This is a genomic window from Mucilaginibacter aureus, assembly GCF_053514885.1.
In genome coordinates this window covers 5,194,631-5,212,482 of sequence record NZ_CP170601.1, presented here as the reverse complement: position 1 = coordinate 5,212,482, position 17,852 = coordinate 5,194,631, and the positions used below count along the sequence as shown (strand labels likewise).

At 43.3% G+C, this 17,852-nt stretch carries 19 protein-coding genes; 6 read left to right on the top strand and 13 right to left on the bottom strand.

Going from position 1 to position 17,852, the window contains the following annotated elements:
• Positions 1–82: 82 nt before the first annotated feature.
• Positions 83–286, top strand: a complete 204-nt coding sequence (locus tag ACFGVR_RS22475; RefSeq protein WP_448699917.1) for a hypothetical protein — start codon at positions 83–85, stop codon at positions 284–286.
• Between the two features lie 11 nt (positions 287–297).
• Here ACFGVR_RS22475 and ACFGVR_RS22470 read toward each other — a convergent pair whose 3' ends face one another.
• Positions 298–792 carry a DUF421 domain-containing protein gene (locus tag ACFGVR_RS22470; RefSeq protein ID WP_448699916.1) on the bottom strand — a complete coding sequence of 165 codons (495 nt, stop codon included), beginning with the start codon at positions 790–792 and terminating at the stop codon, positions 298–300.
• A gap of 200 nt (positions 793–992) precedes the next feature.
• Positions 993–1,862, bottom strand: coding sequence for a dihydropteroate synthase (folP, locus tag ACFGVR_RS22465; RefSeq protein WP_448699914.1), 870 nt, complete (start codon positions 1,860–1,862; stop codon positions 993–995).
• A gap of 113 nt (positions 1,863–1,975) precedes the next feature.
• On the opposite strand from folP, the gene ACFGVR_RS22460 reads away from it, so the two are divergent.
• From ACFGVR_RS22460 to ACFGVR_RS22445, 4 genes are all read left to right on the top strand, one after another.
• Positions 1,976–2,512, top strand: a complete 537-nt coding sequence (locus ACFGVR_RS22460) for a DUF1599 domain-containing protein (RefSeq protein ID WP_448699913.1) — start codon at positions 1,976–1,978, stop codon at positions 2,510–2,512.
• A gap of 3 nt (positions 2,513–2,515) precedes the next feature.
• Positions 2,516–3,694, top strand: coding sequence for a BT_3928 family protein (locus ACFGVR_RS22455; protein ID WP_448699911.1), 1,179 nt, complete (start codon positions 2,516–2,518; stop codon positions 3,692–3,694).
• A complete protein-coding gene (locus ACFGVR_RS22450) occupies positions 3,695–4,753 on the top strand; it encodes an ABC transporter permease (protein ID WP_448699910.1) in 1,059 nt (352 codons plus the stop codon).
• A gap of 150 nt (positions 4,754–4,903) precedes the next feature.
• The gene (locus tag ACFGVR_RS22445; RefSeq protein WP_448699908.1) at positions 4,904–5,428 is read left to right on the top strand and encodes a shikimate kinase; all 525 of its coding nucleotides are present in this window, start codon (positions 4,904–4,906) and stop codon (positions 5,426–5,428) included.
• On the opposite strand, the gene ACFGVR_RS22440 is transcribed toward ACFGVR_RS22445, so the two are convergent.
• The 11 genes from ACFGVR_RS22440 to kbl form a co-directional block, all read right to left on the bottom strand.
• A complete protein-coding gene (locus tag ACFGVR_RS22440) occupies positions 5,429–5,938 on the bottom strand; it encodes a phosphoribosyltransferase family protein (RefSeq protein ID WP_448699907.1) in 510 nt (169 codons plus the stop codon).
• 33 nt (positions 5,939–5,971) lie between these two features.
• Entirely contained in the window at positions 5,972–6,367 is a 396-nt protein-coding gene (locus ACFGVR_RS22435) for a hypothetical protein (RefSeq protein WP_448699906.1), read from the bottom strand.
• Positions 6,367–7,773 carry a 23S rRNA (uracil(1939)-C(5))-methyltransferase RlmD gene (gene rlmD / locus ACFGVR_RS22430; protein ID WP_448699905.1) on the bottom strand — a complete coding sequence of 469 codons (1,407 nt, stop codon included), beginning with the start codon at positions 7,771–7,773 and terminating at the stop codon, positions 6,367–6,369. The genes ACFGVR_RS22435 and rlmD overlap by 1 nt, the downstream gene beginning before the upstream one ends.
• Before the next feature lie 425 nt (positions 7,774–8,198).
• Positions 8,199–8,480, bottom strand: a complete 282-nt coding sequence (locus ACFGVR_RS22425) for a hypothetical protein (RefSeq protein ID WP_448699904.1) — start codon at positions 8,478–8,480, stop codon at positions 8,199–8,201.
• A 132-nt stretch (positions 8,481–8,612) separates the two neighbouring features.
• Entirely contained in the window at positions 8,613–9,956 is a 1,344-nt protein-coding gene (creD, locus tag ACFGVR_RS22420) for a cell envelope integrity protein CreD (protein ID WP_448699903.1), read from the bottom strand.
• Positions 9,957–10,178: 222 nt separating this feature from the next.
• The gene (locus ACFGVR_RS22415) at positions 10,179–10,934 is read right to left on the bottom strand and encodes a tetratricopeptide repeat protein (RefSeq protein WP_448699902.1); all 756 of its coding nucleotides are present in this window, start codon (positions 10,932–10,934) and stop codon (positions 10,179–10,181) included.
• A 98-nt stretch (positions 10,935–11,032) separates the two neighbouring features.
• Positions 11,033–11,611, bottom strand: coding sequence for a TetR/AcrR family transcriptional regulator (locus ACFGVR_RS22410; protein ID WP_448699901.1), 579 nt, complete (start codon positions 11,609–11,611; stop codon positions 11,033–11,035).
• Positions 11,612–11,614: 3 nt separating this feature from the next.
• Entirely contained in the window at positions 11,615–12,025 is a 411-nt protein-coding gene (locus ACFGVR_RS22405; RefSeq protein WP_448699900.1) for a Rieske (2Fe-2S) protein, read from the bottom strand.
• A gap of 125 nt (positions 12,026–12,150) precedes the next feature.
• Complete coding sequence (pheS, locus tag ACFGVR_RS22400; protein ID WP_448699898.1) at positions 12,151–13,185, bottom strand: phenylalanine--tRNA ligase subunit alpha; 1,035 nt, start codon at positions 13,183–13,185, stop codon at positions 12,151–12,153.
• Positions 13,172–13,903: a hypothetical protein gene (locus ACFGVR_RS22395; RefSeq protein WP_448699896.1), complete on the bottom strand. Its 732-nt coding sequence runs from the start codon at positions 13,901–13,903 to the stop codon at positions 13,172–13,174. The genes pheS and ACFGVR_RS22395 overlap by 14 nt, the downstream gene beginning before the upstream one ends.
• A 170-nt stretch (positions 13,904–14,073) precedes the next feature.
• Positions 14,074–15,264 (bottom strand): glycine C-acetyltransferase, encoded by a 1,191-nt coding sequence (kbl, locus tag ACFGVR_RS22390; protein WP_448699895.1) that lies wholly within the window; start codon positions 15,262–15,264, stop codon positions 14,074–14,076.
• A gap of 138 nt (positions 15,265–15,402) precedes the next feature.
• On the opposite strand from kbl, the gene ACFGVR_RS22385 reads away from it, so the two are divergent.
• A complete protein-coding gene (locus ACFGVR_RS22385; RefSeq protein WP_448699894.1) occupies positions 15,403–17,838 on the top strand; it encodes a DUF5686 and carboxypeptidase regulatory-like domain-containing protein in 2,436 nt (811 codons plus the stop codon).
• Positions 17,839–17,852: the final 14 nt, after the last annotated feature.

Below are 17,852 nucleotides of genomic sequence, written 5' to 3'. Positions count from 1 at the left end.
CCTGCCTGCGTTATAAATCAGCTAACTCAGTTCCGTTTGATCGGTTTTCTTTGAAAATAGTTTTTTTAAATCAGATAACACAATGAAACACAGCAATACCCCACAAAAGAAAACCTGGCAGCAGCCCGAGATCATGTTAATAAGCCAGGGAAATATCAATGGCGGGGTAAATACGGGTTTTATAGAACACTCACATCACAGTGGAAAATATTATATCCATCCCAAAGCCGGCGGGTCGCCGTTTTCGGCAGGTAAAGCAGCTTATAACCAGTATATTCATTCTTAACCGGCTTTGCGTTAGTTTTTTTTCTTTTTGACCACGCTTACCTCGCCGCTGGTTTCCATTACTACTTCTTCAACTTCGTGCAGGGTTTGTACCTGTCCGCGCAAGCGGAGGTCTGCCATCAGGTCGTTCCGTGTCATAAGTGAGGCTTTTAAATTGTCTTCTTCGATCTTACTGTTTTTGTAAAGCGACATGCTTTGCCCCTTGACTATATGGCTTAACGTTTCACTATAAATACACAACATGGCCAATAATCTGTGTAAAACAACCAGGGCCAGGCTGCAAATTATAGTTGCCGCGAATGGTGATGCACCGACAACAGCCCGGCTTAATATGGCCCCCAGGATGATGGCGATCACGTTATCGAAAGCGGAATGTTTGCCAAATGTTCGTCTGCCCGAAATTCGGATTAGTACCAACGCAACAAAATAAATAACAATAGCCCGGGCGCTCATCTGGTAAATGGTGAGGTCTTTTCCTTCGCCGAATATGCTGACCAAAACGTTCATGCATTAATAATAATTTAACACGGAATTTTGTTTTTGGCGTTGCTATAATGGCGGAAATTTGGTATATTTAATGTTAAGCGCGATGCTTAAATGCGAAAAGCAAGAAGCGAAATAACTGAAAAATTTCTTACAATTCCCCCCCACTTGAATCAATGATTGAAGGATTGAGTTTTGAATGATTAAATGAAGTTGAAAATTTCTTACAATTTCCCCCCTGGTGGTTGACAAGCCGTCCAGATCTTCACCGCTTCAACAGCTTCTTTAACATCGTGAACACGTAAAATACTGGCGCCCTTGCTTAGCGCGATGGTATTGAAAACCGTGGTGCCATTTAAAGCATCGGCAGCGGTACCGCCGGTTAGGTTGTATACCATCCGCTTACGCGATACACCGACCAACACCGGCAGTTCTAATCGCTCAAACTCCTGCAGTCGGTTCATCAGTTCGTAGCTTTGCGGGTGTGTTTTGGCAAAACCAAAACCAGGATCGATGATGATATCGTGTACACCTAATTGGCGTAAACGGTGAACGCGTTCGGTAAAGTAATCAAATACTTCGCCAAATACATCCGTGTAATTGGTTTGCTGTGTCATGGTTTGCGGCGTGCCGCGCATATGCATCAGTATGTAGGGCACCTGTAGTTTGGCAACGGTATCAAGCATATCCTCATCCAGTTGCCCGCCCGAAATATCGTTAATGATATGCGCCCCGGCATTTATCGCCGCAAAGGCAACGGCAGAGCGGAAAGTATCGATGGACAAAATAGCTTCGGGATAGGTGGCGGATATGGCTTCTATAACCGGCAATAACCTGTCGAGCTCTTCCTGTACAGCAATATCGGCAGCGCCTGGTCGCGACGAGTAAGCGCCAATGTCCAGGAAATGAGCACCATCGGCAAGCATTTTGCCTGCCTGGGCTAAAGCATCGTCAAGGGTTTGGCTACGACTGCCGGCATAAAAGGAATCGGGTGTGATATTGATGATGCCCATTACCTTTGGTGAGGCCAGATCGATCAATTTGCCGCGCACATTTAGGGTGGTCTTTTTATTAAAAAACGTATCTTTAGCCACTTGAGGTTGTAATGTTGAAATGTTGTAAAGTTACAATGTTTTGCTAAGCAAATATTGAAAGGAGACCAACCTTTCAACTTTTCAACCTCTAAACATTCAAACAACATTTACACTTGGCAAACACAGCACAACAATACGAGGCTATTATTGATACCTGCAGGGAACTTTTTTTGAAGAAAACCCGCGATTACGGCACAGCCTGGCGCATATTGAGGCCGGCATCCATCACCGATCAGATATTTATCAAAGCACAGCGCATCCGCACTCTTGAAGAAAAAAAGGTTTCTAAAGTAGGCGACGATATCAGGGGCGAATATATTGGCATTGTTAATTATTGCGTTATTGCGATGATGCAACTGGAACTGACAGCCGCAGACCCTATGGAACTACCTGTAGAACGCGTTAGCGAGCTGTTTGAACAGAAGGTTACTGAAACTAAAGAGTTAATGTTTGCCAAAAACCACGATTATGGCGAAGCATGGCGGGATATGCGGATCAGCTCGTTAACGGACCTGATTTTGATGAAGATCTTCCGCGTAAAGCAGATCGAAGATAACCAGGGTGCCACGCTGGCTTCGGAAGGGGTGAAGGCTAATTACCAGGATATGCTGAACTATTCGGTTTTTGCACTAATTAAATTGACCTATTAAGCCATGGCAGACAGAAAGATTTCGGTTTCGGTGATCAGGATACTTTGGGTGTGCCGGATATTTGTTGGCTTGTTGTTTATTTTTTCGGGGCTTATCAAGGCTAACGACCCGCTGGGGTTTTCGTATAAACTGGAGGAGTATTTTGAAGTATTCCATATTACGTTTTTGAGTCCGCTGGCGGTAAGTATGGCCATATTTTTATGCGCGCTCGAGATGTTTTTTGGGTTTGCATTGCTGATAGGTGTACAAGGCAAAAAAATAGCCTGGGGATTGCTGCTACTTATTATCTTTTTTAGCTTTTTAACCTTTTACTCGGCCTTTTTTAAAGTAGTGCAAACATGTGGCTGCTTTGGCGATGCTATTGTTTTAACACCGTGGCAGTCGTTCAGCAAGGATCTGATATTGCTGTTATTCATTATTTTTATTTTTGCCAAAAGGGCGCATATCGAACCGGTATTCAGAAACAGGCAAACGGAGAGAAGGGTAACATGGGTGGCTATCATCCTTTCATTTGGTGTGGGTTTTTATACTTATAATTTTTTACCGGTGATGGACTTTTTGCCATACAAGGTAGGCGCCAATATCCCGAACGAAATGCTGACACCACCGGGTGCCATGCCCGATGAGTTTGAAATAACTTATCATCTTGAAAATAAAAAGAGCAAAGCTGTTAAGGACATCACTGATAAGGATTATATTAAAAGCGGGATATGGAAGGACAGCACGTGGGCGATAGTGGGTAATCCCCAAAGCCGTTTGGTGAAAAAAGGCTTTACACCAAAAATACAGGATCTGCGCATAAACGACGCTCAGGGTAACGAGTACACCAAAGAATTGCTGGCTAATCCGTTTTATAACGTGATCATTGTAGCATACGACCTGAGCCATACCAGCATACCTGCCATAGAGCGTTTAAACGCTTTGGCTATCACACTGACGGATAATTATAATATCCGCACAGTGATACTAACCTCGGATGCACCGCGCAACGCCGAAGCCTTTGCCAAAGCGCATAAATTGGTGAGTGAAATATTTTATGCCGACGGTGTTCCGCTGAAAAGTATGGTACGCTCAAACCCGGGCATACTGTTGATGAAGAATGGCACTATCGTCAACAAATGGCATTACCATACCATGCCAAGCTTTGATAACCTGGTGAAAAACTATTTGCAACACCCGTAAATGATAGGCTACACACTGCGCAAAATTGGTTACGGACTGGTAGTGATGCTGGGCGTGGTGGTTGTGGTGTTTTTTTTATTCAATATTTTGCCTGTAGACCCGGCGCGAATGACGCAGGGACAGCGTGCCGACGTGCAATCGCTGCAGGCGGTGCGTAAAGAGTTTGGTTTGGATAAATCCATACCGGTGCAGTTTGCTTACTATATGAATGATCTGTCGCCCGTTGGTATCCACTTAAATACTCCCGAAGAGCAGGCTAAATATCATTACGCCAGGTTATTCTCCATATCGTCAACACATGTTTTGGCGATCAAATGGCCCTACCTGCGCCGGTCGTACCAAACCCGAAAGAATGTTGCCGCTACCCTGATGGATGTAATACCCAATACCCTGGTGCTGGCAACCACCGCTATGTTGTTTGCCACCCTGATAGGAATATTTTTAGGGATAGTATGCGCTGTGCGGAAGGATAGCTGGATAGATAAGTTTTGGGTGAGCTTTTCGGTTATCGGAGTATCGGCCCCGGCCTTTTTTGCAGGGATACTGATTGCCTGGGTGTTTGGCTTTGTACTGAGTAAATATACGGGGCTCAACATGTCGGGCAGTTTGTTTACTTACGACCCATTTAAAGGCGAAGTGCTTACACTGAAAAACCTGGTATTGCCGATGGTAACTTTGGGACTGCGCCCGCTGGCCATTATTGTGCAGTTAACCCGGAGCGCGATGCTGGATGTACTGGGCCAGGATTACATCCGTACGGCCAGGGCCAAAGGTTTGGGCCAGCGAACTATTATTTATCGCCATGCTTTGAAGAATGCTTTAAATCCCGTAATAACGGCCATAGCTTCGTGGTTTGCATCGCTGCTGGCTGGTTCGTTTTTTGTGGAGTATATTTTTGGCTATAACGGTTTGGGCAAGGCTACTGTTGATGCATTGGAGAAAGCCGATTTTCCAGTGGTGATGGGTTCGATATTGTTTATCGCGCTGATATTTGTGGTGATCAGTATATTGGTGGATCTGTTATATGCGGTGATTGATCCGCGGGTGAAGCTGACTTGATTTCGGAATTCGGATGTTCGATTTCGGATTTATTTTTCTCTCGCAAAGGCGCGAAGGCGCTAAGTAGTGATCAAGAATCTTTGCGTCTTACCGCCTTAGCGCGAAAATCATAATTCTTTAAATTCTCATAAATCCCATTATTTTTGCCGCATGTCAACCAATGTTAGTCAAGATCATATTTATTTAATCGGCTTTATGGGCTGTGGTAAAACTACCTGGAGTAAGAAACTTGCCGCAAGATTGGGTTACGAGTTTATTGATCTGGATACGGTTTTAGAGGAACAGGTTGGTAAAAGTATCGGCGAGTATTTTGCCGAGCATGGCGAAGTTGAGTTTCGCAATAAGGAGTCGGAAGTGCTGAAAAAATATCCTTATCCCGACAAGGCAGTGATATCAACCGGAGGTGGTTTACCCTGCTTTTTTGATAACATGGATTGGATGAACAGCCATGGCCAAACCCTGTACATTAAACTATCGCCAAAAACACTGGGCGACAGGTTAGAGAATGCCCGAGTAGTACGGCCGGTACTGCAAGGCAAAAAGGGCGACGAACTGGTTGCTTTTATTGAAGGCAAACTTGCCGAGCGCGAAAGTTTTTATAACCAGGCTACGCACGTATTGGATGGATTGACGCTGAATGTGGATGATATGGCAACGCTCGTGGCGAAAAGCTGATTACCGCAAGTACACGGCGTCTTCCTGCCCGGCTTCGTTTAAAACAACATCAATGTGTTCTTTTAAAACGGTTGAAAGCGCTACGCCGGCATAATCGGTAGCAACAGGAAAGCTTTTGTGGTTACGATCAACCAATACCACAGTGCTCATTTTTTTGAGCGGTACATCTAAAAATACGCCTAAACCGTAAGCGAGTGTTTTGCCGCTGCTCAATACATCATCAACCAAAATGATCACCTTGTTGGCACATTCAGCTACATCAACATCCATTTTTGCCTTTAGCGATGAGCTTGTTTTATCCAGTTCGATAGTAATGAGTTTGCTGGTAAACGGCGCGATACCATCCAGAACCTTTTTTAACCTTTCGGCCAAAAAATTACCACGCGGCAAAATGCCGGCAATAATGATATCTGTTTCGTCCAGGTTATCTTCCAGTACCTGGTAAGCAATACGATCGATCTTTTGCTGTATTTGCTGAGCGTTTAAAACAAGTATCTTTTTGTCGGACATCGGGCTGTAGCTTTGTTCGCTCTAAGGTAAAAATTAATTTTTGGCGTAAGGGAAAAATATAAAATTAGCCCCCTCGGGTACTATGGCAAATACGCACATAAAATCTTCGGGCTTTTTATAGGTTTTTAAAAAGCGATCTTTCAATTGTGCCTTAATTACACCAGCCTCAATAAATTCTTCGAGAGTTGATGCGTTGATGGTCCAGTTGGTGTTCAGTTCAATGCGGTCCAATATCACTTCGCCCAGCTTAACTTCGTGCTGGTGGGCGATGAAGATAGGGTAGAGGCTGATACCTTCCACCATAATTTCGATGGCAACCTCGCGCATCGATTCGGCATATACTTTCAGGTCGGCCTCGAGGCTTTTTAGCGGACTATCCTTTTTGGCTTCGTTTTCGCCGTTATCGTTGAGTAGTTCTTCGGGATCCATTATCTTAATTGTAAAAGCAACACATTTTCAACGTGCTGTGTTTGCGGGAACATATCGACAGGGCGTATTTTTACCACATCGTACTTTTCTTTCAGTATCAGCAAGTCGCGGGCCTGAGTGGCGGCATTACAGCTTACGTAAACTATTTTTTCGGCTTCAATTTCCATTAATCGTGCAACCACATCAGCGTGCATACCTGCACGCGGCGGGTCGGTGATGATCACATCAGGTTTACCGTGCTCGGCTACAAAATCTGCGTTAAGCACATCCTTCATATCACCGGCATAAAATTGGGTATTGGTAATGTTATTGATAAACGAGTTTACCTTAGCATCTTCGATAGCCTGCGGCACATATTCAACGCCAACCACCTGTTTTACCTTAGCGGCTATAAAGTTGGCAATGGTACCTGCGCCGGTATATAAATCATATACCAGTTCATTGCCTTTAAATCCTGCAAAATCGCGCGTTATTTCGTACAGGTGCAGGGCCTGCTCGGAGTTGGTTTGGTAAAATGATTTCGGCCCGATGCGGAATTTGATGCCTTCCATTTCTTCCAGGATATGATCGGCACCGCGATAGGTAACCACGTCCTGGTCAAATATAGTATCGTTCTTTTTTTGGTTAACGATGTATAACAGGGAGGTAATGTGTGGGAATTTATCACCAACAAACTGCATCATTCCTTCAATCTGCTGTTCATCTGCATAAGCAAAAACGACGATCACCATCAGCTCGCCTGTTGAGGAGGTACGGATGATGAGGTTACGCAAAGCACCAGTATGCTCACGTACATCGTAAAAGCTCAGGCCATATTTGAGCGCATATTCGCGCACGCTGTTGCGGATAGGATTTGACGGATCGGCCTGCAGATAGCAATGCTCAATATCCAGTATCTTATCAAAGCGACCCGGGATATGGTAGCCAAGAGCATTCATATCGGTGTCATCCGTGCGGATCTCGCCGTCGTTCAGCCAGCGCTTGTTGCTAAAGGTGTATTCCAGTTTGTTACGGTAATAGCTGGTGTATTTTGAAGGAAGAATGGGCACCATGCCTGTCAGTTCAACTTTGGCCAGTCGCTGTAAGGCATCCGTAACCGACTTTTGTTTATAGGTTAGTTGTGCATCGTATTGCATATGTTGCCATTTACAGCCGCCGCAAACACCAAAATGCTGGCAGAAGGGTTGGGTACGATACTCGGATGGCTTGATCATGTTGATGATCTTAGCTTCGGCGAAGTTCTTTTTTTTGCGGTAAACCTCAACATCAACCACATCGCCAGGGATGGCCTTTTCTACAAAAACCACCAGGTCGTCGGTTTTACCAACACCTTTACCTTCTTCGGCAATGTCGATAATGGTAATGTTTTCTATTATTTTTTTCTCTTTTACAGCGTAGGTCCTCATGCGGCTGCAAAGTTAACCTGAAATATCGGATTTGCTAAAATAGAGGCACAAAATTGCCACGTCCCCAGTGCAGAGAGTATAAAGGGATTAGCGCGAGGCCCGATTTAGATGAACAAACAAATAATAAAATCCCAAAATCCTTCCGGTTCGTTTGTGTCAGCTAATTCAAAGCGCTCATCTATCAGGGTTGAAAAATCTTTCAATTCGCGACTCATGGCATTTGAATTTAATGTTATGCAAGCATAATAAAAATTAAACTAAAAACCAAATTTGATTTTGGTATAATTATGTTAAATTTATGTTAAATCGTAAGGTTGTTTCATCCTTCGGTATAATATCAGACCGATTGATTATAAAGGTTGACGTTTGTAACACCGTAACTGGAACAATCAAACACTTAACCCCCTTCTATATTTAAGTGAAAGTTATTTCATACAAAAATAGAGACCAGTAACCGCAAGTATCTGGATACAAATTGCCGCCGAAAGCCTCTTAATACCCGTTGTTTTGTAAGGTGCAAATACATAAGCCGCTGCAGATAACAAATACACACCCAGTGCGAAAACTACAACTATTAAAAGATTCGGGCCTTCAGGATCATTAAAAAAGAAAAACAATGCCCTGGAGCAAATGATAGCCGTTACCGCCAACGCGATTAATGAAATCTTTTTCGATTTGAAATATAGATTTTCGATGTGATTATCCATGGTCATAAGTTAAGAATTTAGAATGTGATAGTTTAACAAAAGATTGCTTTACCTTAATACTCTCAATATGTTATAGATATGTTATAACTCTAACGCAACCGGTACCATTACCGGTTGCGTTAAAGAGTTTGTTTAGTGCTTATCCCAATTGATCTTACGTGAGAAATACATGAGTACGGCAACAATAATGAATAGTGCTATGCTGCCTACCAGCAGTGATAGTTCTTCCAATTGTACAAGCACATATATAAATCCGTAAAAGGTGCCCAGGATGCTGCCGAACAATACGGCCATGTTTTTATTGTTTAACAACGATGCCGTAAACCAAGATATAAGTGCAATAGTAGATGCCGAAGCAATTAAATAGGCAATACTGAACCCCATGTGCTCTGAAAACGAAAGGAGCAAAGTGTAATAAACGATCATGGCTGCACCAATGAGTATATAATTAAATACGTGGATGCGCTGCTTACGGATCAGCTCGGTTAAAAACAACGATACAAAAGTTAACAGGATGATCAGAATGGCGTATTTAGCTGTCCGGGTGGTTTCGCGGTATTGGTCAATCGGCAATTGCAGCCTTACTCCAAATACAGCTTCGTCTTTAGCTTTTTTGCCGGTAAGCAGGCTATCGTCATTAAGCCACTGTTGTGGGAAAGGGCGGTTGTAATACAACATATGCCATTTAGCAGTAAAACCGTTTGCGCTTATGTTGCGGCTATTTGGCAGGTACTTGCCATCAAACCCTGGACTTTTCCAATCGCTGCTAACTTCCACATCGGTAGTTTTACCGATATGGAAAAAGTTAAGCTCGTTACTGCCTTTCAGGTCCAGGTTATAACTAAAGTTCAGGTTATCTCCTTTTGGCATGGCAAAGGTTACCTGTAAACCTTTTTCGTAAGGTGAGTTATTGCCATAAATCGGTTCGGGTGCATAATTTTGATCGTTAATTTTTACAGTCGGGTTGTTTATCAGACCCTTAAGGTCTGATAAACTAAACACCATTCTCACTTTATCATAAACTACCTGGCTGGGGTCTACACCCAATTTTGTAATAGCCGCCTGGTTAAAGCTTCCCTGTACGGCGATTTTTGAGGTATAACCTGTTACATCAATTATTCCGCGATGAAACAATTCGGTTTTTACAGTGGCTTTGATACCCAGGTCTTCGGGCAATACATAGGCGTATTCCGTTACTTCTCGGGTAACATTTTGTTTCTTATCATTTACTTCGGTAAGCTGTTTTTTGTAAGGGATAACAAGCACCGGTCCCTGTATTAACTGGCTGCCCGACCATTGGTCGGATACGGTTTGCGTAACCGCCTGCTGGGTAGCTGCCCGTTCGTCTATCAGGCTTTGTATCCAAGATGATGGAATAAGCAGCACCAGTACAATAGCTGTAATGATGCCTAATTTAAACAGAATGGTTTGATACCATTTAACTTGTGATGGTTGGTTTTCAATTTGTTCGGTCATGGTGTTTTATGGTTTGATTATGATAAAGTACTTTGTATTTCAGAGTTATTATTTCAAAAAATAGCCGGACTTACTTCCAGCTGTTATACAAAGCGCCTTCTTGTTATTTAAAGTACTTTGCAATTCAAAGCAACTAAAGATATTTCAGATATGCAAATAAATTTTTTGAAACATAATAAAATAGAAATCCTGTAGGTTGTTGAAAGTTGGACAGAAGGGGTGTTAGCTCACCAGATCGCGCACTTCGAGTTTGGCTTTGGCTGCCCAGGCACGTGCACCTTTGCGTTCCATTGAGCTTAGTTGAGGCACCTCATCCAATATCTCATTAAAGATGCGTTCGGCTTCCTGGGGGCGGTTATGACGCTTCAAAAATAAACCATATTCGTAGCGTTGTTCAAAGCACGAGTAGCGGCCCTTCATTGCTTTAAACTCTTTTTCGGCGGCTTCCAGGTTACCCGTATGCTCCAGTGCCTGGGCGTAAAGCAGGTGGGCGGTTGACTTGGGGAACTTTTGCGACCGGTTTATCTTTTTCGCAATGTCGATAACGTTGGTGTAACGTTCCTGTTTATAGTAAATAACCAATAGTTGTGACAAGCCATGTTCATTATCAGCAAATGAACCTGTTAACGCATTTTCATATAATTCCTGAGCGCTATCAAGTTGCCCGGCTGCCAGGTAAGCATCGGCCAGCCTGATCTTATTGGCGAAAGTATCCGAAAAACGCAACTCACTCTCAAGCTTTTTTAGTTTACCACCCGGATTAACAATAGCTCCAACATCTATTTTTGACCGGCGTACGCCGCGTGTCGAAAACACTTCTGAAAAAAGGTAAATGATCGAGCCGATTAGCGGCAGGAATACGATCATCCAGATCCAGTTGTTAAGCGTACCGCGCCTGTAAGCATGGAAACAGCAAAATGCTTGTAACAATACCGGGATATAATAATAAGAGTAACCGTTCAGAAAAGAAAAAGGCATGTTCTGATTTTTTAACCAAATATAAAAAATAACAGAATATTGGCAATAATGCCTAAACGGTCTTTATTCCTTGTTGCTTTATCTTTGATCCAAAGAAACTATTTCAAAGCCGCCTTAACCAGATAAGGCAATATTTCTTTTTGAAAGGATACAAAGTTTTTACGCACATCCGAGTCGCTTACCGAAGTAAAGGCAAAACTGAATACAATGCTTTTGCTGGATTTGATAAGGAAGCGTAACCGCTGCGGATAAGTTTCATCTTTACGAAAATCGCTTACTTTGGTGAACGAACTGATGAGCAGTTCTTCCAGTTCGTTGCTCAGGCTCTTTAAAAAATCCTGGCTGTTGGTGCTTTCGCGGATAAAATCCCAGCCAATAAATTCGTTACAAATGGTATAGCTTAAGCGACTGGTTTTCATGATCAGGTTGGTGAGGTGCGTTTCCTCGTCCATCTGGTTATTGTAATTGTGTATCAGGTCGTCAACACTCACTTTAATATAGTCCATCAGCAAGGCGTGCAAAACATCTTCCTTGCTTTCAAAGTATTTGTAAATAGTGGCTTTGGCAATTTTAGCCCGGCGTGCAATTTCGTTTACGCTTGTTTTATGGTAACCAAATTTCCTGAACAATTCCTGAGCAGCTTTTTTGATGCTCTCTTTTATTTTATCAACTTCCATTTATTAGTTGTATACCGATATTTCATTATTACCAATGTTAACCGTGTAGCTTTTTAACGAGCGTGTTGCCGGCGCTTTAACCGGCGAACCATCTGTTAACGAAAACTTCGACCCGCTGCACGGATCGGTTACGGTTAATGTTGGACTATCCAGCGTAACGGCGCATTTTTTTTCGGGTTCGTAACTGCTGCACCTGTCATAAGCAGCATAACCGCCGTTGGGTTGCCGGTACAAAATAATACCGGCCACGCCACCGGTAATTAAAACTGCCCCGCCGTAACTGTTCAACGCCGCCAAACGCGGATCGGACAGTGGGGAGTTAAAACTTACCGGTACATCCGGAATATAGCCCTGGTTACTTTTACCACAACTCCAACACAACAAAACCAACACTATGGCCCAATATTTTTTCATTAACACAAGCATAAAAGTATCCCTAATTTATGAACTACCGAAATGCCAGCCAATTTTACTAAATACGTTTTATTAGCCCCCTGCGGATTTTTATAAAACGTATATACATTATCAGCTAAAACAGCCTAAATAACCTCTGTTTTAAACTGGTTTAAAAAGCGGACATCATTTTCTGAAAACAAGCGCAGATCGCGTATTACATATTTTAAATTGGTAATACGTTCAATACCCATACCAAACGCAAAGCCGGTGTATTTTTTACTATCGATACCGCAGTTTTCCAAAACGTTAGGATCAACCATACCGCAACCCAGTATCTCAACCCAGCCGCTGTATTTGCACATATTGCATCCCGCACCTTTACAAATGGTACATGATACATCCATTTCGGCCGATGGTTCGGTGAACGGGAAGTACGACGGACGGAAACGTACCTGCGTGCCTTCGCCGTAAAGCTCCTGTACAAAGTGGTAAAGCGTTTGCTTTAAATCGCTGAAGGATACATTCTCATCAACATACAAACCCTCAACCTGGTGAAAAAAGCAATGCGCGCGTGCCGATATAGCCTCGTTACGGTAAACACGGCCCGGCATAATAGCACGAAAAGGCGGTTTACCGGCTTCCATCATGCGTACCTGTACCGATGAGGTATGTGTACGCAGGGCAATATCATTACCCTCGTTCTTTTTGATGAAAAAGGTATCCTGCATATCACGGGCAGGGTGCTCTTCGGGGAAATTGAGTGCCGAAAAGTTATGCCAGTCATCCTCTATCTCCGGCCCTTCGGCAACCACAAAGCCTAAGCGTTTAAAAATATCAACTATCTCGTTACGTACCAGTGATAAAGGGTGGCGCGAACCAACAGCCATACCTTCACCGGGAAGGGTTAGATCAATTTCGGATTTCGAATTTTCGGTTTCAGCATTGAAATTCTCTTTCAGCTCGTTGTATTTGGCCTCGGCCATTTGCTTAAATTCGTTGAGCACTTTACCCAATACACGTTTTTCTTCGCTGCTTACCGTTCTAAAATCATCAAAAAGGTCTTTTATCAAGCCTTTGGTGCCCAGGTATTTAATACGGAATGCTTCCAGTTCGTCGGCTTTAGCTGTCGCGAATGCCGTTATTTCGGCGGTGTACTGGTCTATTTTAGTTTGTATCATTATATCTTTTTACAATTTCGTCTAAATCGTCGTAGGTTAGGCGCCCGGCGTTAATATCCTGCACCAAAGCACGATCATCGGCCACATAGCGTATGATCAGCCTTTTAAAATCACGCTTGTTTGTTGGTATGTAAGTAAAGCCCCACTGATCTTTACGCTGCAAATATAATGCGTCCTGACTAATAGTACCATCGGCACCGCGATAATAACGGTAAGGATTGTAACCATAGCCGCCAAAATTGTTGATATTGGGGTATTGCCTTACCGATTTGTACAGGCTAAGCTTATTGCCATACATCAATTGCTGGGCAAACTGGGTATTGATAAATATCTGGTTGCCATAATAACCGCGGTAATAAGGGTTAGACTCGAGCACCACGGTATCAACCATTACCTTAAAGGTATCTGTACCCGCTACAAAGCCGTTAATATCCTTCGGGCCATAGCGTTTTACCTTGTTTGTAAGGGTGTCTTTAAAAATGGCAACGCTGCCGTTAAAGCGTACCCAGCCATATTGCAAACTATCATCGGGCATTACCAGGTAACCGTTCACAAAATCTTTTACACTAAATTTGTTCTCGTTAACAATGGTTCGGCGCGGAGCATCGCTGGTATCCTTGCCGTACATATCATCTACGATCTTCTTTTTCTGCGCAAAGCAGGTTTGCGATACGGCTAATATGGATACTAATAAAAATAAAGGGGTTAAACGTTTCATGTATTTTTGAATAATTAAAACAGAATAACGCTTAACTACCGTAAATCATATTCAATATCCGCAGCATTATGTTTAATTGTTGTTACTGTAATGTATTTAAAAATTGTTTGGCCACGTAGCGGGTTAAAACTATTTATTGGAATCAGAATCTACTCACGCAAATATAATTATTATCTAATCACCCCCAGCTCTTTACCCACTTTGGTAAAGGCGGCAATAGCTTTATCCAGATGGTGGGTATCGTGCCCCGCCGATATCTGCACACGGATACGTGCCTTGCCTTGCGGAACTACCGGATAATAAAAACCGATCACATAAATACCTTCTTCCAGCATTTTAGCGGCAAAGGTTTGCGATAGCTTGGCATCGTATAACATAACCGGCACGATAGGATGTACGCCCGGTTTGATGTCAAAACCGGCATCTGTCATGGCTTTGCGAAAGTATTGGGTGTTTTTTTCCAGCTTGTCGCGAAGTTCGGTGGTTTCGCTCAGCATATCTATTACCGCTATTGATGCCCCGGTAATAGACGGTGCCAGGGTGTTTGAAAACAAATAAGGCCTCGAACGCTGGCGCAGCAGGTCGATGATCTCTTTTTTGCCGGATGTAAACCCGCCAGATGCGCCACCCAGCGCTTTACCCAGTGTGCCGGTAATAATATCTATTTTATCCATTACGCCGCAATGCTCATGCGTGCCGCGACCGGTTTTGCCCATAAAGCCGCTGCAGTGGCTTTCGTCTATCATCACCAGTGCGTTATATTTTTCGGATAGGGCACAAATTTTATCCAGTTGAGCTACCGTGCCATCCATCGAGAAAGCGCCATCGGTAACGATGATACGGTGGCGTAAGCCCTGTGTTTCCTGCAGTTTAACTTCCAGGTCGGCCATGTCATCATGTTTGTAGCGGTAACGCTGCGCTTTACATAAACGTACGCCGTCAATAATGGAGGCATGATTCAGTTCGTCGGATATAATGGCGTCCTGCTCGTTAAACAACGGCTCGAACACACCACCGTTGGCATCAAAAGCAGCGGCATAGAGTATGGTATCCTCGGTACCTAAAAACTCCGATAGTTTGCGCTCCAGCTCCTTGTGGATATCCTGCGTACCACAGATAAAACGGACAGACGACATACCATAGCCATGTGTATCTATTGCTGCCTTAGCGGCCGCAATAACTTTTGGGTGGCTCGATAAGCCTAAATAGTTATTGGCGCAAAAATTAATGACATGCTGGCCGCCGGTAACAGTAATATCGGCACCTTGAGGCGATGTAATAACGCGTTCGCGTTTGTATAAGCCTGCTTTTTCAATTTCGGCAAGTTCCTGTTCAAGTACGGGTTTCAGGGTATTGTACATAATGGTTAGTCAGTTTAACTACTGCAAAATTAAACAATAGCTACCACATCCCCGCAAAGGGTTAATGATTGTATGAGCGCTATTTATACTCTATTGAAACTTTTTTAACCAAAATGACTTATATAAGCATTAAACTATATGAAAAAGAAGTTATTGCTGTGTTTTGCCTTGTTCACAGCTATTATTGCATCGGCACAACAGGTTACAATAACTGGTAAAATAACCAGCCCATTGGGCGACCCAATTGCTTTTGCTTCGGTGTATGTTAAAGGCACAACACAGGGTACCAGCAGTAATACCAACGGCATCTATCAGCTTAAGCTAAACCCAGGGAAGCACCAGCTTATTTACAGAGCTATTGGTTATAAGCAATTGATAGAAGATGTTACTGCTACAGCCGATATGCACACCGTTCAACTGCAAAAAGAAGACTACCAGCTTAAACCTGTTGCCAATACCGGCGAAGACCCGGCTTATACCATCATCCGCAACGCGATCAGCAAACGTTCAACCTATCTCGATGAAACCAAAGAGTACTCGTGCAACGTGTACATCAAGGGGGTGCAAAAGCTCATCAGCGCACCCAAAGGTTTGTTAAACCCTTACGTAGCCAGGCAGTTGATGCTGGATACCAACCGCAAAGGCATACTGTACCTGTCCGAATCGCAGTCACAGTTTAATTACGGCGGGCCGCACCGGTATAAAGAGATCATGGTCTCATCAAAAGCGGCGGGTAACAACAACGCCTTTAACTTTAACCGCGCTGCCGACTTGCAGGTTAACTTTTACAAAAACATATTTGATATTGAAGGGCTAAATCCGCGTGGTTTTATATCGCCTATTGCGGATAGGGCTCTTCAATACTACGATTACAAATTTTTGGGCACTGCTACTGAAAACGACCGGCTGATCTACAAGATACAGGTAATACCCAAGTTGGTGCATGGGTCAACCTTTGCCGGCAATATTTATATTACCGATGGCGACTGGCGCATTTACAACGCGCATTTATATGTTACAAAAAAAGCGGGTATTAACCTGGTTGATACACTGAACATTAACCAGCAATACATTAACCTGCAAAACGATGTGTGGCAGCCCGCATCGGTAGCGTTTACCTTTAGCGGCGATGTCTTTGGCTTTAAGTTTAACGGCTATATACTGGGCACTTACAGCGATTATAACCTCGACCCTAAATTTGCCGACGATTTTTTTAATGGCGAAGTGGTGCGTATTGACGAAAATACCGCCGCCCGCGATTCGATTTACTGGGCACAAAACCGCCCCGTGCCCTTAACGCCAGATGAAGCCCGTAATTATAAACTGAAAGATGCTATTGCTAAAAAACAGGAATCCGAATCGTACCTCGATTCTATGCAGCGCGCGCACAATAAATTTAGTCCGGTGAGTTATGTGTTTTTTGTCGATTCGGTGATCAACTATCGCCGTAAAACAACACTCAGCTTTCCACCGCTGTACGAAACCCTACTTTATAATACCGTTGAAGGATGGGTTATCAACTTTAAGCCAACGTATAACAAGCAGTTTGGGTATGGCAAGCAATATTCCATAACCCCCAATTTGCGGTACGGTTTTGCCAATAGCCTGCTCAATGCTAATATTAACGCCAGTTATACCTATAATGCTTTAAGCCGCGCCACAGTTTATGGGGGCTTTGGCAGCGATATTCTCGACCTGAACAGCGAAGCATCGGTAAGTGAATTTGTAAATACTTTAGGGACATTGTTTTTTAAAAATAATGCCTTAAAGCTTTACCGTAGCCGCTATGCCCGATTTGGTTTTCAGCATGATATTGCCCGCGGCCTGTTGCTTGATGGTCAGCTGGAGTATGCCAAACGTAATGCATTAGTTAACAATACCACGTTCTCCTTTCAAAGTACAGGTTTTACATCAAATAACCCGATAACACCTTTTACAGATTACCCTATACTTTTTGCCGAAAATAATGCTGTTACGCTTAAGGTATCGGCCACGTATACCTTTATGCAGGAATATACCACCACGCCCGCGGGCCGGTTTGATGCCCCATCCAGGTATCCGCAAATTAAGGTTACCTACCGCAAGGGCATTAAAGACATGTTAGGCTCGGATGTTGATTACGATTACGGCGAGGTACAAGTGATACAAAACCGGGTTAAAACAGGCATTTACGGCTATACATCGTTTATGTTTAAAGCCGGCAACTTTTTTAACGCATCGGCATTGATCTATCCGGATTATAAGCAGTTTAAAGGCAACCAGGGTTTAACCTTTACACCCGAAATAGGCAGCTTTCACTTTTTGCCATATTATGTCTATAATTCCACCAGTTTTTTGGAAGGACATTTTGAGCACAATTTTTCCGGATATCTTTTTAACAAGATCCCCGGCGTACGGGTGCTTAAGCTTGATGAGATCATCGGTGCCAATTACTTGACACAACCCGGTGATAACCACAATTACACGGAGTTTTACATAGGCATACAACGCTTCTTTTTCAGGTTGGACTATGGTGTATCGTACCAGGGTTCAATACCATACCAACACGGTATCAGGATATATTATGGGTTTTAGAGAGAGGTGAGATC

What these genes read in the sequence shown, in the direction of transcription:
- pheS (WP_448699898.1), bottom strand. Translation starts at nt 13,185, where the DNA reads ATGATACAAACTAAAATAGACCAGTACACCGCCGAAATAACGGCATTC.
- ACFGVR_RS22470 (WP_448699916.1), bottom strand. Translation starts at nt 792, where the DNA reads ATGAACGTTTTGGTCAGCATATTCGGCGAAGGAAAAGACCTCACCATT.
- ACFGVR_RS22385 (WP_448699894.1), top strand. Translation starts at nt 15,403, where the DNA reads ATGAAAAAGAAGTTATTGCTGTGTTTTGCCTTGTTCACAGCTATTATT.
- ACFGVR_RS22395 (WP_448699896.1), bottom strand. Translation starts at nt 13,903, where the DNA reads ATGAAACGTTTAACCCCTTTATTTTTATTAGTATCCATATTAGCCGTA.
- ACFGVR_RS22445 (WP_448699908.1), top strand. Translation starts at nt 4,904, where the DNA reads ATGTCAACCAATGTTAGTCAAGATCATATTTATTTAATCGGCTTTATG.
- ACFGVR_RS22475 (WP_448699917.1), top strand. Translation starts at nt 83, where the DNA reads ATGAAACACAGCAATACCCCACAAAAGAAAACCTGGCAGCAGCCCGAG.
- ACFGVR_RS22435 (WP_448699906.1), bottom strand. Translation starts at nt 6,367, where the DNA reads ATGGATCCCGAAGAACTACTCAACGATAACGGCGAAAACGAAGCCAAA.
- ACFGVR_RS22440 (WP_448699907.1), bottom strand. Translation starts at nt 5,938, where the DNA reads ATGTCCGACAAAAAGATACTTGTTTTAAACGCTCAGCAAATACAGCAA.
- ACFGVR_RS22450 (WP_448699910.1), top strand. Translation starts at nt 3,695, where the DNA reads ATGATAGGCTACACACTGCGCAAAATTGGTTACGGACTGGTAGTGATG.
- rlmD (WP_448699905.1), bottom strand. Translation starts at nt 7,773, where the DNA reads ATGAGGACCTACGCTGTAAAAGAGAAAAAAATAATAGAAAACATTACC.
- ACFGVR_RS22410 (WP_448699901.1), bottom strand. Translation starts at nt 11,611, where the DNA reads ATGGAAGTTGATAAAATAAAAGAGAGCATCAAAAAAGCTGCTCAGGAA.
- ACFGVR_RS22415 (WP_448699902.1), bottom strand. Translation starts at nt 10,934, where the DNA reads ATGCCTTTTTCTTTTCTGAACGGTTACTCTTATTATTATATCCCGGTA.
- creD (WP_448699903.1), bottom strand. Translation starts at nt 9,956, where the DNA reads ATGACCGAACAAATTGAAAACCAACCATCACAAGTTAAATGGTATCAA.
- ACFGVR_RS22455 (WP_448699911.1), top strand. Translation starts at nt 2,516, where the DNA reads ATGGCAGACAGAAAGATTTCGGTTTCGGTGATCAGGATACTTTGGGTG.
- ACFGVR_RS22405 (WP_448699900.1), bottom strand. Translation starts at nt 12,025, where the DNA reads ATGAAAAAATATTGGGCCATAGTGTTGGTTTTGTTGTGTTGGAGTTGT.
- kbl (WP_448699895.1), bottom strand. Translation starts at nt 15,264, where the DNA reads ATGTACAATACCCTGAAACCCGTACTTGAACAGGAACTTGCCGAAATT.
- ACFGVR_RS22425 (WP_448699904.1), bottom strand. Translation starts at nt 8,480, where the DNA reads ATGGATAATCACATCGAAAATCTATATTTCAAATCGAAAAAGATTTCA.